The sequence below is a fragment of the Enterobacter sp. WP_7_1 genome (genome assembly GCF_003688535.1).
GTDB classification, from domain to species: domain Bacteria; phylum Pseudomonadota; class Gammaproteobacteria; order Enterobacterales; family Enterobacteriaceae; genus Enterobacter; species Enterobacter asburiae.
The window spans coordinates 1-14,593 of the sequence record NZ_REFK01000003.1 but is presented as its reverse complement, the minus strand read 5'-3'; the positions used below and the strand labels follow the sequence as shown (position 1 = coordinate 14,593).

Genomic DNA, 14,593 nt, shown 5'->3' with positions numbered 1-14,593 from the left:
TGATCTACAACAGTGGATTGTTCAAAGTTTGGCCTTTCATCTCGTGCAAAAAATGCGTAATATACGCCGCCTTGCAGTCACAGTATGGTCATTTCTTAACTCATGCGCATCGGACACCACCAGCTTAGAAATCGCCTGATCGCAGCCCCAATGGCAGGTATTACAGACCGGCCGTTCAGGACGCTGTGCTATGAGATGGGAGCCGGTTTAACCGTATCCGAGATGATGTCGTCTAACCCGCAGGTTTGGGAAAGCGATAAATCCCGCCTTCGGATGGTGCACGTTGATGAACCAGGTATTCGCACCGTGCAAATTGCCGGAAGCGTGCCTGAAGAGATGGCAGATGCCGCGCGGATTAACGTGGAAAGTGGTGCCCAGATTATTGATATCAATATGGGGTGCCCGGCCAAAAAGGTGAATCGCAAGCTTGCAGGTTCAGCCCTTCTGCAATACCCCGACCAGGTGAAAGCTATCCTGACGGCGGTTGTCAGCGCGGTGGACGTTCCTGTTACGTTGAAGATTCGCACGGGTTGGTCGCCGGAACACCGTAACTGTGTAGAGATTGCCCAACTGGCCGAAGACTGTGGCATTCAGGCCCTGACCATCCATGGACGCACTCGCGCCTGTTTGTTCAACGGTGAAGCTGAATACGACAGCATTCGGGCAGTTAAGCAGAAAGTTTCCATTCCGATTATCGCGAATGGCGACATAACTGACCCGCTTAAAGCCAGGGCTGTACTCGACTATACGGGAGCTGATGCTCTGATGATAGGACGTGCAGCTCAGGGAAGACCCTGGATCTTCCGGGAAATCCAGCATTATCTGGACACTGGGGAGCTGCTTGCCCCGCTGCCTCTGGCAGAGGTTAAGCGCTTGCTTTGTTCGCATGTTCGGGAACTGCATGACCACTACGGTCAGGCAAAAGGGTACCGAATTGCGCGTAAACACGTCTCCTGGTATCTCCAGGAGCACGCTCCAGATGACCAGTTTCGGCGCACATTCAACGCCATAGAGGATGCCAGCGTACAGCTGGAGGCGTTGGAGGCATACTTCGAAAATCTTGCGTAATGAAATAAAGAGCTGACAGAACTATGTTCGAACAACGCGTAAATTCTGACGTACTGACCGTTTCTACCGTTAACTCTCAGGACCAGGTAACTCAAAAGCCCCTGCGTGACTCGGTTAAACAGGCACTGAAGAACTATTTTGCTCAACTGAACGGTCAGGATGTTAATGATCTGTATGAGCTGGTATTGGCTGAAGTTGAACAGCCACTGTTGGACATGGTGATGCAATACACCCGCGGTAACCAAACCCGCGCTGCGCTGATGATGGGTATCAACCGTGGTACTCTGCGTAAGAAACTGAAAAAATACGGCATGAACTGATACTAATCAGTTAAATGCTTGTTTAAAAAGGCGCTCTTCGGCATGGGGAAGCGCCTTTTTTATTACCTGCGCTTCTCCGTCAACGTATTGTAAACCTTCGCCTCTCCCGCTTTTCAACCCCGGTTTTTCGTGTATATTTCCCCCACCTTACTGGCGATCTTCCCGCGGAATGACACAATGATTCGTAAATACTGGTGGCTGGTTGTCTTTGCAATCTCCGTTCTCATTTTCGATACACTCCTGATGCAGTGGATTGAACTAATGAGCACCGAAACCGATAAGTGTCGCAATATGAACTCCGTTAATCCGCTGAAACTCGTAAACTGCTCAGAGCTCGACTAACCGCCCGATTGCGCAAATCACCCCGTTATTACCCACTAAAAACGGGGATTTAAATCCCTTTGAGCCATTACCTGACGGTGATAATGTCTCGCCCTTCTCAACCGCTCTAGCGTAACCCCACACTCGAGTAGAACCGTCCATGCTGGTCAGCCAATACAACCATATCCTTGTCGTCCTCTCCTTTGTTGTTGCCATTCTTGCTGCGTATACCGCGCTGAACATGGCTGCACGCGTCGCCGGGAGTGAGGGCGTCGCTGCCCGCGTCTGGCTGGCTGGCGGCGGTATTGCTATGGGCATCGGCGTGTGGGCCATGCATTTTATCGGCATGCTGGCGATGGACCTCTCCATGAGCATGAGCTACAACGCCACCCTGACGGTGCTATCCATGGTCATAGCCATAGGTTCGTCGCTGTTTGCGCTATGGCTCGTGAGCTGCGAGCAACTACGCCTGCGCCGACTGCTGCCCGGCGCGCTGGTGATGGGAAGCGGTATTGTTGCTATGCATTACACCGGCATGGCGGCGCTGGAAGTGATGCCCGGGATTATCTGGGACAAGATGTGGGTGGCCATTTCGGTCGTGATTGCGCTTGCCGCTTCGCTCGCGGCATTATGGCTCACCTTCCGCCTGCGTCGCGAAGCCGCGCAGGTCGTGCTGATGCGCATGGGTGCCGCCATCACGATGGGAATTGCCATTGCCGGCATGCACTATGCCGGGATGAAAGCGGCGCAGTTTCCGATGTCCACAATGGTTCACCATGAGGGTATCAACGGGAGCTGGCTGGCGGTGCTGGTCAGCGTCGTCGCGCTCTCAATTCTTGGGATCACCCTGCTGGTGTCGATGCTGGATGCCCGCCTTCAGGCACGTACCGCCCTTCTGGCCTCGTCGCTGGCAGAAGCTAACCGGGAACTCGCTCAGCTGGCGCTACACGATACCCTGACGCGCCTGCCCAACCGTATCCTGCTGGAAGACAGACTCGATCAGGCCATCAGCAAAGCCGACCGTGAAGGGAACCATTTTGCCCTGATGTTCATGGATCTCGACGGCTTTAAAGCCATCAATGACGCCTACGGCCATGATGTCGGTGACAGGCTGCTGGTCGCCGTTACGCAGCGTCTGCTGCTTCTCCTGAAAGGCCAGTTCACCCTTGCACGTATCGGCGGTGATGAATTTGTTCTGCTGGCAGAGGGAGAAGGTCCGGACGACGCGGCATCGCTGGCAAATTCGCTGGTGCGCGCGATCGATAGCCCGTTCAATCTCAGCCCCTATGAACTGGTAGTGACCCTCAGCATTGGTATCGCGCTCTACCCTCACGACGGCAAAACCGAGCGTGAACTGATGTTTAACGCCGACGCGGCGATGTATCACACGAAGCATATGGGCCGTAACGGTTACCACTTTTTCCAGCCCTCCATGAACACCCTGGCGCAGACCCATCTCCAGTTAATGAACGATCTGTGGATGGCGGTCGATCGCAATGAGCTGCGCCTGCTGTATCAGCCAAAATTTCACGCCCCGGCGGGCCCGGTCCTCGGATTCGAGGCGTTATTGCGCTGGCAGCATCCTAAGCAGGGGCTACTGACGCCGGACCTTTTTCTGCCGCTGGCGGAAAAAACGGGGCTAATCGTCCCCATTGGCAACTGGGTGATTAATGAAGCCTGTCGCCAGCTGCGGGAATGGCATCTCCAGGGGCATCAAAGCTGGTCAATGGCGGTAAATCTGTCGACACTGCAGTTTGAACAACCTTCGCTGGTTAAAACGGTTCTCGACTGCCTGGCACTTCACCAGGTGCCACCGGAAATGTTGATCCTCGAAGTGACGGAAACCACGGCGATGAGCAACCCGGATGAGAGCGTACGCGTGCTGACAGAGCTGACGGATGCAGGCGTGAAGGCCTCCATTGATGATTTTGGTACCGGATATTCGAGCCTGCTGTACCTCAAGCGCTTACCGGCCTGCGAATTGAAAATCGACAGGGCGTTTGTGAAAGAGCTCAGCGGCGAGAGCGAGGATGCCACTATTGTCTCAGCAATTGTGGCTCTCGCTAAAACACTTAACCTGAAAGTCGTGGCTGAAGGTGTGGAAACCGAAGCGCAGCAAGCCTTTTTAACCGAGCTTGGCTGTAACACCCTTCAGGGTTATCTGTTAGGTAAACCCGTCAGCGCGCAGACCATAGAAGCACTTTGTGCCCGAGGGGAAATGTTACCTGGCGCTGAGCAGTAAGCACCCTCATCTGGCGACACGCGAATAACCGGGAGTATCGCCAGTATGCTATCGACCAGAGCGGGAGCCTGTTGATAAAGATTAAAACTATCGTTATTCATTAACCAGTTTTTAATTATTCCGCTAAAAAAACCGTGGAATACAATCAAGGTGAGATCAACATTCACCTGTGGCGAAATGATGTTCCGCGAAATACAGGTCTCCAGCGCGGCACGTAGCGTGTCATCGTTAAATCCGATACGCTTTCTGATTTCACGCTCAGAAATCATATCACTGCTAAATTCACACTTATGATACAGAATTTGTAAAAGCGCACATTGCCGGGGTTCATGGGCAATATACTGCAACGCGGTAATAAATTGCTCACGAAGTTTTAACAATGGATCGTCACTATCGGAAAGCGAAAGCCTGTCGTGAATAATGTCGCGAAGCGGTAATTGGTGTTCCCAGATGGCATTAAATATTTCAGATTTACTGGTGAAGTGCCAGTAGATCGCGCCGCGAGTCAACTTAGCGGCATCAGCGATATCCGTCAGCGTCGTGCTGGCTACGCCACGCGTGGCAAACTGTCCGATAGCCGCCTCAATCAGCTGCTGCCGGGTTTGTTGAGCCTCTTCTTTCTTTTTACGCGCCATAGGCAACTACTCGTTACTCACAAGGTTTAAAGGTCATATTGCGTTCATGCAAATGTAAGTATTCACTAAAATCCGTTTTAATTTTGCACAAAAAAAGTCACTCCTCTTGATTTATAATTAATACAAATACATCCAATCAATTAAATTGACGGAATGAATAATCATAAAATATTAATCTCATTTACCTGATTAACATGCCTGAACTATATCCCAGAATGAAGCTGGTCTGATTCTGATTTTCCTCTACAAGCATGGTCATTCGCACTTATAAATTAAAAAACATTAAATACCCTCATTATTATACGCAGCTACATTTTATTTTTATCCCTCTGCCCCTGCTACCGATTTGCGGCATATATCGGTTAATGGGTATTTAAAGGAACAGTAATGACGAATCATTTCAGACGCTTGCCCTTATCCGGTTTCATTGTCTGCGCGGTACTGCTCACTGGATGCGATGGTCAGGAAAATCAACAACAACACCTGCAGGCGCCTCAGGTCAGCGTGCATATTGTGAAAAGCGCGCCTCTGGCTGTCACCACTGAACTCCCGGGCAGAACAGATGCATTTCGCGTTGCGGAGGTTCGTCCTCAGGTTAGCGGCATTATCCTTCGCCGTAACTTCGCGGAGGGTAGCGATGTAAAAGCGGGCGAGTCACTCTACCAGATTGATCCTGCGACCTATCAGGCAGCCTATGACAGCGCGAAAGGCGAACTGGCGAAGGCTCAGGCGGCGGCCAATATTGCACACCTGACGGTGAAACGTTATCTCCCGCTGGTAGGCACCCAGTATGTCAGTAAGCAGGAGTATGACCAGGCCGTGGCGACGGCTCAGCAGGCAGATGCCAGCGTAGTTGCCGCAAAAGCGGGCGTTGAAAGCGCACGTATCAACCTTGCCTACACCAAAGTAACCTCTCCGGTTGATGGTCGTATCGGGAAATCCAGCGTGACCGAAGGGGCGCTGGTGACGAACGGGCAAGCCGCAGCGCTGGCAACGGTCCAGCAGCTTGATCCGATTTATGTCGATGTCACCCAGTCCAGCAATGATTTTATGCGCCTGAAACAGACGAGCCTGCAAAAAGGCGATACCGCCAGCAGCGTTGAACTGCTGATGGAGAACGGGCAGCCCTATCCGCTGAAAGGCACATTGCAGTTCTCTGACGTCACGGTCGATGAAAGTACCGGCTCGATTACCCTGCGCGCCATTTTCCCGAACCCTCAGCATCTGTTGTTACCCGGCATGTTTGTTCGCGCCCGCATTGATGAAGGCACCCAGCCGGATGCGATTCTGGTACCACAGCAAGGCGTGACCCGCACACCGCGAGGCGATGCAACCGTCCTGGTGGTGAACGATAAAAACCAGGTTGAGCCGCGAACCGTCGTGGCCCCTCAGGCAATTGGCGATCGCTGGCTGGTGACGGAAGGGCTGAAAAACGGTGATCGCGTGATTGTCAGCGGGCTACAGAAAGTCAGACCGGGGGTAACCGTCGTCGCCACGCCGGATACCACCACGACGCCAGCCGGTTAAGGGACGACGACATGGCTAATTTCTTTATTCAGAGACCGGTTTTCGCCTGGGTACTTGCCATCATTTTGATGATTGCAGGCGGACTGGCCATTCTCAAACTTCCCGTCGCACAGTATCCGACCATTGCCCCTCCCGCCGTGGCGATATCCGCGACCTACCCGGGAGCTGACGCTCAAACGGTGCAGGATACCGTGACCCAGGTTATCGAACAGAACATGAACGGTATCGATAAGCTGATGTATATGTCCTCCACCAGCGATTCAGCGGGTAACGTCACCATCACCCTGACCTTCGAGTCAGGAACCGATCCGGACATCGCCCAGGTGCAGGTGCAGAACAAGCTGCAGCTCGCCATGCCGCTGCTGCCGCAAGAGGTACAGCAGCAAGGGATTGGCGTGGAGAAATCCAGCAGCAGCTTCCTGCTGGTCGCCGGCTTTGTTTCAGACAACAAAAATCTCACGCAGAATGACATCTCTGACTATGTCGCGTCGAACGTCAAAGATGCCATCAGCCGAACGTCTGGCGTCGGTGACGTTCAGCTGTTTGGCGCTCAGTATGCGATGCGCATCTGGCTCGACAGCAACGCGATGAACAAATACCAGCTGACGCCGCAGGATATTATCAACCAGCTGAAAACGCAGAACGATCAGATAGCGGCAGGCCAGCTGGGCGGAACGCCGTCCATTCCCGGGCAGCAGCTGAATGCCTCGATCATCGCGCAAACCCGCCTGAAATCTCCGGAGGAGTTTGGCCGCGTGACGCTGAAGGTGAACCAGGACGGCTCGATGGTTCATCTGAAGGACGTGGCTCGCATTGAGCTGGGTGGCGAAAACTACAACATGGTCACTAAAATCAACGGGCAGGCGGCAACCGGTCTGGGGATTAAGCTGGCAACCGGGGCAAACGCGCTGGACACCGCGGCAGCCATTAAGAGCAAGCTGGCGCAGCTGCAGCAGTTCTTCCCGCAGGGGCTGAAAGTGGTCTATCCCTATGACACCACGCCTTTTGTGAAGATCTCCATTCACGAAGTGGTGAAGACCCTGTTTGAAGCAATCATTCTCGTCTTCCTGGTCATGTACCTGTTCCTGCAAAACCTTCGGGCGACGCTCATCCCGACTATCGCGGTGCCGGTTGTTCTGCTGGGTACCTTTGCGGTTCTGGCGGCATTCGGTTTCTCCATCAATACTCTGACGATGTTCGGCATGGTGCTGGCGATAGGTCTGCTGGTCGATGACGCTATCGTGGTCGTTGAGAACGTTGAACGCGTCATGGTCGAGGACAAACTGCCGCCGAAAGAGGCCACGCAGAAGTCGATGGAGCAGATCCAGGGTGCACTGGTCGGGATCGCCATGGTGCTCTCGGCGGTCTTTATTCCGATGGCCTTTTTTGGCGGCTCGACGGGGGCGATCTATCGCCAGTTCTCGCTAACTATTGTTTCCGCAATGGCCTTGTCCGTACTGGTTGCGCTAATCCTTACGCCCGCACTCTGCGCAACGTTGCTTAAGCCCGTATCCGGCGACCATCATGAGAAGAAAGGGGGCTTCTTCGGCTGGTTTAATGCGCTCTTTGATAAAAGCGTGGAGCACTACAGCAACAGCGTGAGCGGTATTTTGCGTAAGGCAGGGCGCTATCTGGCGGTGTACGTCATTATCGTCGGAGGGATGGCGGTGCTCTTCCTGCGCTTGCCCACCTCCTTCCTACCCGAAGAGGATCAGGGGGTGTTTATGACGATGGTTCAACTCCCGGCGGGTGCAACCCAGACGCGTACTCAGCAGGTGCTCGACCAGGTTCAGGACTACTATCTGAACAAAGAGAAAGCGAACGTTGAATCCGTCTTTACCGTAAACGGCTTTAGCTTTAGCGGCCAGGGTCAGAACGCCGGTATTGCCTTCGTCAGCCTGAAGCCCTGGGAGGAGCGCCCGGGGGCGGAAAACGGCGTTGAAGCCATTGTGGGTCGCGCGACGAAAGCCTTCAGTCAAATTAAAGACGGCCTCGTGTTCCCGTTTAACCTGCCTGCAATTATCGAACTGGGTACTGCCACGGGCTTCGATTTTGAATTGATCGATCAGGCCAACCTGGGGCATACCCAGCTGACGCAGGCGCGTAACCAACTGCTCAGCATGGTGCATGAGCACCCTGACCTGCTGGTTCGCGTGCGCCCTAACGGTCTTGAAGATACGCCTCAGTTCAAGCTGGATGTCGATCAGGAGAAAGCGCAGGCGCTGGGCGTCAGTCTTTCTGACGTCAACCAGACGATTTCGACGGCCTTAGGCGGCAGCTATGTGAACGACTTTATCGATCATGGGCGCGTGAAAAAGGTCTACGTCCAGGCCGACGCAAAATTCCGTATGTTGCCAGGAGATATTAATAGCCTTTACGTGCGCAGCGCGAATGGGGAAATGGTCCCGTTCTCCGCCTTTAGCAACGCTCACTGGGTCTATGGTTCACCTCGTCTGGAGCGCTATAACGGGATGCCCTCTATGGAGATCCTGGGTGAATCCGCTCCGGGTAAAAGTACCGGTGAGGCCATGGCTATGATGGAAAGCCTCGCGGCAAAACTGCCTTCTGGTATCGGCTATGACTGGACGGGGATGTCTTATCAGGAGCGCCTCTCGGGTAACCAGGCGCCAGCACTGTACGCCATTTCACTGATCGTGGTGTTCCTGTGCCTGGCTGCGCTGTATGAAAGCTGGTCCATTCCGTTCTCCGTCATGCTGGTTGTGCCGCTGGGAGTCATTGGGGCTCTTCTCGCAGCGTCGCTGCGCGGGTTAAACAACGACGTCTATTTCCAGGTCGGCCTGCTGACGACGATTGGTTTATCGGCGAAAAACGCCATCCTGATCGTCGAATTTGCTAAAGACCTGATGGATAAAGAAGGCAAAGGCATTATTGAAGCCACGCTGGAAGCCTCCAGGATGCGCCTTCGACCGATCCTGATGACGTCCCTGGCCTTTATTCTTGGCGTCATGCCGCTGGTAATCAGCACCGGGGCCGGGAGCGGCGCGCAAAACGCCGTCGGTACGGGCGTTATGGGGGGAATGCTTTCCGCAACGCTTCTGGCAATTTTCTTCGTGCCCGTCTTCTTTGTGGTTGTTCGGCGACGGTTTACTCACCATAAAGATTAATGTTTCCCTGAAAAGGCATCTCTGGTGCCTTTTTATTTTTAACATAAACAACGAATTAGATTTTACATAAAGGCAGCATTAAGAATATGATGATTTGCATTAAGTAAAAACAGTCTCTTGTAACTCCATAATGTCTCCATTAATTCCTCCTGAAACCGACTTTTCTCCACGATTTTTACAAACTACATAATTTGAGATTATTCCTCGTGTAACGAGGACTTACCCCGGTGGTAAAATAACCTCCAGTTCGTTAATCGCCCTCCTGGCTTTATAGCGGATGAGAAATAATACTGAGGTAACATCATGAAAAGATTCATTTCCGTTGCACTTCTCGCTGCGCTGCTTGCTGGTTGCGCGCACGACTCTCCATGTGTACCGGTTTACGACGACCAGGGCCGACTGGTTCATACCAATACCTGTATGAAAGGCACCACCCAGGATAACTGGGAGACTGCGGGTGTTATCGCCGGCGGTGCTGCCGCAGTAGCGGGTCTGACGCTGGGTATTGTTGCCCTGACCAAGTAACATCTGTTGAGAAAGCGCGGCTCTGGCCGCGCTTTTGCTTTTAATGAGTGCAGTATTTTCAAATAAGTAAAAAAATAGCCCTGTATATATTCACTAAATTAATCTAAGCCTGAAGTCAGTCACAACTTTTTCGCATACTCATTCAAATTGCTTCTTCTATCGTGATGATTTTCACACATTAATATTATTGAATACCCTGCCAATATTCACGCTGAAAACTATCTCTTCTTTTTCCTGACCCGACTCGCAACTTTTGCTCCGATTTGTGGCACAGGTTGTAATTTCGCACCGTTTCGGGGCGCTCGTTTTATTTAAGCCTGTCTACACTCAGCATTAAGCGTTCACTCGTCTCTTATTTTGTCGAACGCAAAACTGGCATTACGTTTGCTTTATAAACGTTGGCCAAAGCCACAGACAGGTAAAGCGTTTAAAAACGCCTCTATAACGATAAATTTCGCCACACAGGATGCATTATGAAAAAGACGATGATAGCCAGCCTCGCCGCTGCAGGCATGTTGTTTGCCGTAGCCGGTCAAGCCCATGCGGGAACGACACTGGATGCCGTTAAAAAGAAAGGTTTTGTTCAATGTGGTATCAGTGACGGTTTGCCTGGCTTCTCTTATGCCGATGCGAACGGCAAATTTACCGGTATTGATGTGGATGTCTGCCGTGGCGTTGCAGCCGCCGTTTTTGGCGATGACAGCAAAGTAAAATATACCCCGCTGACGGCGAAAGAACGCTTTACGGCGCTGCAGTCTGGCGAGGTCGACATGCTCTCCCGTAATACCACCTGGACTTCCTCCCGTGATGCAGGCATGGGGATGTCATTTACGGGCGTGACCTATTATGACGGCATCGGCTTCCTGACCCACAATAAAGCTGGCCTGAAAAGCGCTAAGGAACTGGATGGTGCCACCGTTTGTATCCAGGCGGGCACCGATACCGAGCTGAACGTCGCGGATTATTTCAAAGCGAACAACATGAAATACACCCCGGTGACATTCGACCGCTCGGATGAATCGGCCAAAGCGCTGGAATCCGGCCGTTGCGACACGCTGGCCTCTGACCAGTCACAGCTGTATGCCTTACGCATTAAGCTGAGCAACCCGGCAGAGTGGATTGTCCTGCCTGAAGTGATCTCCAAAGAACCTCTCGGCCCCGTCGTTCGTCGTGGTGATGAAGACTGGTTCTCCATTGTTCGCTGGACGCTGTTTGCCATGCTGAACGCAGAAGAGATGGGCATCAATTCCAAAAACGTTGATGAAAAAGCCGCTAAGCCATCCAACCCGGATATGGCACACCTGCTCGGTAAAGAAGGTGATTTCGGCAAGGATCTAAAGCTGGATAACAAGTGGGCTTACAACATCATCAAACAGGTGGGCAACTACTCTGAGATCTTTGAGCGCAACGTGGGATCGGAAAGCCCGCTGAAGATCAAACGCGGCCAGAACAATCTCTGGAACAACGGCGGTATTCAGTACGCACCACCAGTACGTTAAGTCATAGCTGTAACGGGCACTGCTCCGGCAGTGCCCACTCCAGAGTCATGGTTACTGAGGTTTCTTTATGTCCCATCGCCGCTCAGCCGTAAAAGGATCGCTATCCTTTTCTCATCCCGCGGTCCGCGCCTGGCTATTCCAGATTATTGCTATTGTTGCGGTTGTTCTCATCGCCGTGTATCTCATCCATAACACCATCACCAACCTGAATAATCGCGGCATTACTTCCGGTTTCGCGTTTTTAGATCGCAGCGCGGGGTTTGGTATTGTTCAGCACCTTATTGATTACCAGGAAGGTGACACGTACGGACGCGTGTTCGTAGTCGGTTTACTGAATACGCTGTTGGTATCGGCGCTTTGTATCGTCTTCGCGTCGGTACTGGGCTTCTTTATTGGCCTGGCGCGTCTTTCTGAAAACTGGCTCCTGCGGAAACTGTCGACCGTTTATATCGAGACGTTCCGTAATATCCCCCCGCTCCTGCAGATCTTCTTCTGGTATTTCGCCGTACTGCGTAACCTTCCCGGCCCCCGCCAGGCCGTCGACGCGTTTGAGCTGTTTTTCCTGAGTAACCGTGGGTTGTCCATTCCTTCTCCTCAGCCGGGTGAAGGGCTGTACGCTTTTATCGGCGCGATTGTGATAGCGCTTGCGCTCTCTGCGGGGGTATTCCGTTTTAACCGCAAGCATCAGATAAAAACCGGTCAGCTTCGTAGAACCTGGCCCACTGCAGCTGTCCTGATCGTTAGCCTGCCGCTAATTGCACACTGGCTGTTTGGGGCCGCGCTGCACTGGGACATTCCACATCTGCGTGGCTTTAACTTTCAGGGCGGAATGGTATTAATTCCCGAGCTGGCAGCCCTGACGCTGGCGCTGTCGATTTATACGTCCGCGTTTATTGCCGAGATTATCCGTGCGGGGATCCAGGCCGTACCTTACGGGCAGCACGAGGCGGCACGCTCGCTGGGATTGCCCCATACCGTGACGCTTCGCCAGGTCATCATTCCGCAGGCTTTACGGGTCATCATTCCTCCCCTGACCAGCCAGTATCTCAACATCGTCAAAAACTCGTCGCTGGCCGCTGCCATTGGCTACCCCGATATGGTGTCACTCTTCGCCGGAACCGTACTTAACCAGACCGGGCAAGCCATTGAAACTATCGCCATCACGATGTCTGTCTATCTGATCATTAGCCTGGTGATTTCATTGCTGATGAACCTTTATAACCGTCGTATAGCACTGGTCGAGCGCTAAGGATCTATGATGACAAAAGCGATACTGTCGCACTCCTCGCGCCCTGCCAACTCGACAGGTGGACGTTTCATTCTCTGGGCGCGTAAGAATCTATTCTCCAGCTGGAGTAACAGCCTGCTGACGATTGTCTGCCTGTGGCTCATGTGGGAATTGATTCCTCCCCTGCTGAATTGGGCGTTTTTACAGGCCAACTGGGTCGGTTCAACCCGAGCAGACTGCACTAAAGCCGGCGCCTGCTGGGTGTTTATTCATGAGCGCTTCGGCCAGTTCATGTATGGATTGTATCCGCACGAACAGCGCTGGCGGATTAATCTGGCGCTGGTTATCGGCCTGCTTTCTGTCGCAGCCATGTTCTGGAAAAAGCTGCCTCATCGGGGACGCTATATTGCCGGCTGGGCAGTGGTTTATCCGATTATTGTCTGGGTACTGTTGTATGGCGGTTTCCTGGGACTGGAACGCGTTGAAACACGCCAGTGGGGCGGGCTGACGCTGACGCTGATTATCGCTTCAGTGGGGATAGCCGGTGCTTTACCCTGGGGGATTTTACTGGCCCTGGGACGGCGTTCAAAAATGCCGATCGTCCGCGTGCTCTCCGTTATCTTCATTGAGTTCTGGCGCGGCGTACCGCTTATCACCGTTCTGTTTATGTCCTCGGTCATGCTGCCGCTGTTTATGGCAGAAGGTACAACCATCGACAAGCTGATCCGTGCCCTGGTGGGGGTGATTCTCTTCCAGTCCGCCTATGTCGCTGAAGTTGTACGTGGTGGTCTGCAAGCGTTGCCTAAAGGCCAGTACGAAGCGGCGGAATCACTGGCTCTCGGTTACTGGAAAACGCAGGGACTGGTCATTCTTCCACAAGCACTCAAGCTGGTCATTCCGGGTCTGGTTAACACGATCATCGCCCTCTTCAAGGATACCAGCCTGGTGATCATCATCGGATTGTTCGATCTCTTTAGCAGCGTGCAACAGGCAACCGTTGACCCTGTCTGGCTGGGTATGTCCACCGAAGGATATGTCTTTGCTGCCCTGATCTACTGGATCTTTTGTTTTAGCATGTCGCGCTACAGCCAGCATCTGGAAAAGCGCTTTAACACCGGGCGTACACCGCACTGAGGAAATTATGAGCCAAATAACTATGACACCCGCCGACGCGATGATTACGCTGGAAAATGTGAATAAATGGTACGGACAATTTCATGTCCTGAAGGACATTAATCTTAAGGTCAAGCAGGGAGAGCGCATTGTCCTTTGCGGCCCTTCTGGATCCGGGAAATCCACAACCATTCGCTGTATTAATCATCTTGAAGAACATCAGCAAGGACGCATTGTGGTTGATGGTATCGAGCTGAATGAAGATATCCGCAATATCGAGCGCGTACGTCAGGAAGTGGGAATGGTATTTCAGCACTTTAATCTGTTTCCGCATCTGACCGTTCTGCAGAACTGTACGCTTGCGCCAATTTGGGTGCGAAAGATGCCAAAAAAGGAAGCGGAGGCGTTGGCAATGCACTACCTGGAGCGTGTACGTATCGCAGAGCATGCCAATAAATTCCCTGGCCAGATATCAGGTGGCCAACAGCAGCGTGTGGCTATCGCCCGTTCGCTGTGTATGAAACCGAAAATTATGCTGTTTGATGAACCGACATCTGCCCTCGATCCGGAAATGGTGAAAGAGGTTCTGGACACCATGATTGGGCTGGCTCAATCCGGCATGACCATGCTGTGTGTGACGCATGAGATGGGGTTTGCGCGAACCGTGGCCGACCGGGTGATCTTTATGGACCGTGGGGAGATTGTTGAGCAGGCACCGCCGGATGAGTTCTTTGCGCATCCGAAGTCAGAACGCACGAGAGCATTCCTGTCGCAGGTAATTCATTAGTTGTTTGCTCTGCCGGGTGGAGGCTTCGCCTTACCCGGCCTACCCTTTTTTCGGCGCATAAACGCAAAAAGGCCATCCTTTCGGATGGCCTTCTCACTTATTTGATGTCTGGCAGTTCCCTACTCTCACATGGGGAGACCCCACACTACCATCGGCGCTACGGCGTTTCACTTCTGAGTTCGGCATGGGGTCAGGTGGGACCA

Annotated in this window: 12 protein-coding genes and 1 rRNA gene; 11 read left to right on the top strand and 2 right to left on the bottom strand. The window is 52.8% G+C overall.

Features of this window, described 5'->3' with window-relative positions:
- The first annotated feature begins 102 nt into the window (after positions 1-102).
- The 4 genes from dusB (at position 103) to BJ885_RS13165 (ending at position 3,951) form a co-directional block, all read left to right on the top strand.
- On the top strand, positions 103-1,068 hold the full coding sequence (gene dusB / locus BJ885_RS13180) for a tRNA dihydrouridine synthase DusB (protein ID WP_023309409.1): 966 nt from the start codon (positions 103-105) through the stop codon (positions 1,066-1,068).
- Between the two features lie 23 nt (positions 1,069-1,091).
- Positions 1,092-1,388 (top strand): DNA-binding transcriptional regulator Fis, encoded by a 297-nt coding sequence (gene fis / locus BJ885_RS13175; RefSeq protein ID WP_000462905.1) that lies wholly within the window; start codon positions 1,092-1,094, stop codon positions 1,386-1,388.
- 177 nt (positions 1,389-1,565) lie between these two features.
- The gene (locus tag BJ885_RS13170) at positions 1,566-1,730 is read left to right on the top strand and encodes a DUF2556 family protein (protein ID WP_023309432.1); all 165 of its coding nucleotides are present in this window, start codon (positions 1,566-1,568) and stop codon (positions 1,728-1,730) included.
- 139 nt (positions 1,731-1,869) lie between these two features.
- Complete coding sequence (locus BJ885_RS13165) at positions 1,870-3,951, top strand: bifunctional diguanylate cyclase/phosphodiesterase (protein WP_029741744.1); 2,082 nt, start codon at positions 1,870-1,872, stop codon at positions 3,949-3,951.
- Here BJ885_RS13165 and envR read toward each other — a convergent pair.
- A complete protein-coding gene (gene envR / locus BJ885_RS13160; RefSeq protein WP_121932108.1) occupies positions 3,867-4,586 on the bottom strand; it encodes an acrEF/envCD operon transcriptional regulator in 720 nt (239 codons plus the stop codon). The genes BJ885_RS13165 and envR overlap by 85 nt on opposite strands.
- Positions 4,587-4,973: 387 nt before the next feature.
- Between envR and BJ885_RS13155 the strand changes: the two genes are divergently transcribed.
- From BJ885_RS13155 to BJ885_RS13125, 7 genes are all read left to right on the top strand, one after another.
- Positions 4,974-6,113 carry an efflux RND transporter periplasmic adaptor subunit gene (locus BJ885_RS13155; protein ID WP_024906311.1) on the top strand — a complete coding sequence of 380 codons (1,140 nt, stop codon included), beginning with the start codon at positions 4,974-4,976 and terminating at the stop codon, positions 6,111-6,113.
- An 11-nt stretch (positions 6,114-6,124) separates the two neighbouring features.
- Positions 6,125-9,238 (top strand): efflux RND transporter permease subunit, encoded by a 3,114-nt coding sequence (locus tag BJ885_RS13150; protein WP_121932107.1) that lies wholly within the window; start codon positions 6,125-6,127, stop codon positions 9,236-9,238.
- A 303-nt stretch (positions 9,239-9,541) separates the two neighbouring features.
- A complete protein-coding gene (locus BJ885_RS13145) occupies positions 9,542-9,763 on the top strand; it encodes a lipoprotein (protein ID WP_121932106.1) in 222 nt (73 codons plus the stop codon).
- Positions 9,764-10,236: 473 nt separating this feature from the next.
- Complete coding sequence (locus BJ885_RS13140) at positions 10,237-11,262, top strand: amino acid ABC transporter substrate-binding protein (RefSeq protein ID WP_023333654.1); 1,026 nt, start codon at positions 10,237-10,239, stop codon at positions 11,260-11,262.
- A 67-nt stretch (positions 11,263-11,329) separates the two neighbouring features.
- Positions 11,330-12,511 (top strand): amino acid ABC transporter permease, encoded by a 1,182-nt coding sequence (locus BJ885_RS13135; protein WP_038417798.1) that lies wholly within the window; start codon positions 11,330-11,332, stop codon positions 12,509-12,511.
- Positions 12,512-12,520: 9 nt separating this feature from the next.
- The gene (locus BJ885_RS13130) at positions 12,521-13,624 is read left to right on the top strand and encodes an amino acid ABC transporter permease (RefSeq protein WP_038417796.1); all 1,104 of its coding nucleotides are present in this window, start codon (positions 12,521-12,523) and stop codon (positions 13,622-13,624) included.
- Between the two features lie 7 nt (positions 13,625-13,631).
- Positions 13,632-14,390: an amino acid ABC transporter ATP-binding protein gene (locus tag BJ885_RS13125; protein ID WP_014171880.1), complete on the top strand. Its 759-nt coding sequence runs from the start codon at positions 13,632-13,634 to the stop codon at positions 14,388-14,390.
- 106 nt (positions 14,391-14,496) lie between these two features.
- Here BJ885_RS13125 and rrf read toward each other — a convergent pair.
- Positions 14,497-14,593, bottom strand: a 5S ribosomal RNA gene (gene rrf, locus BJ885_RS13120); the annotation flags it as partial.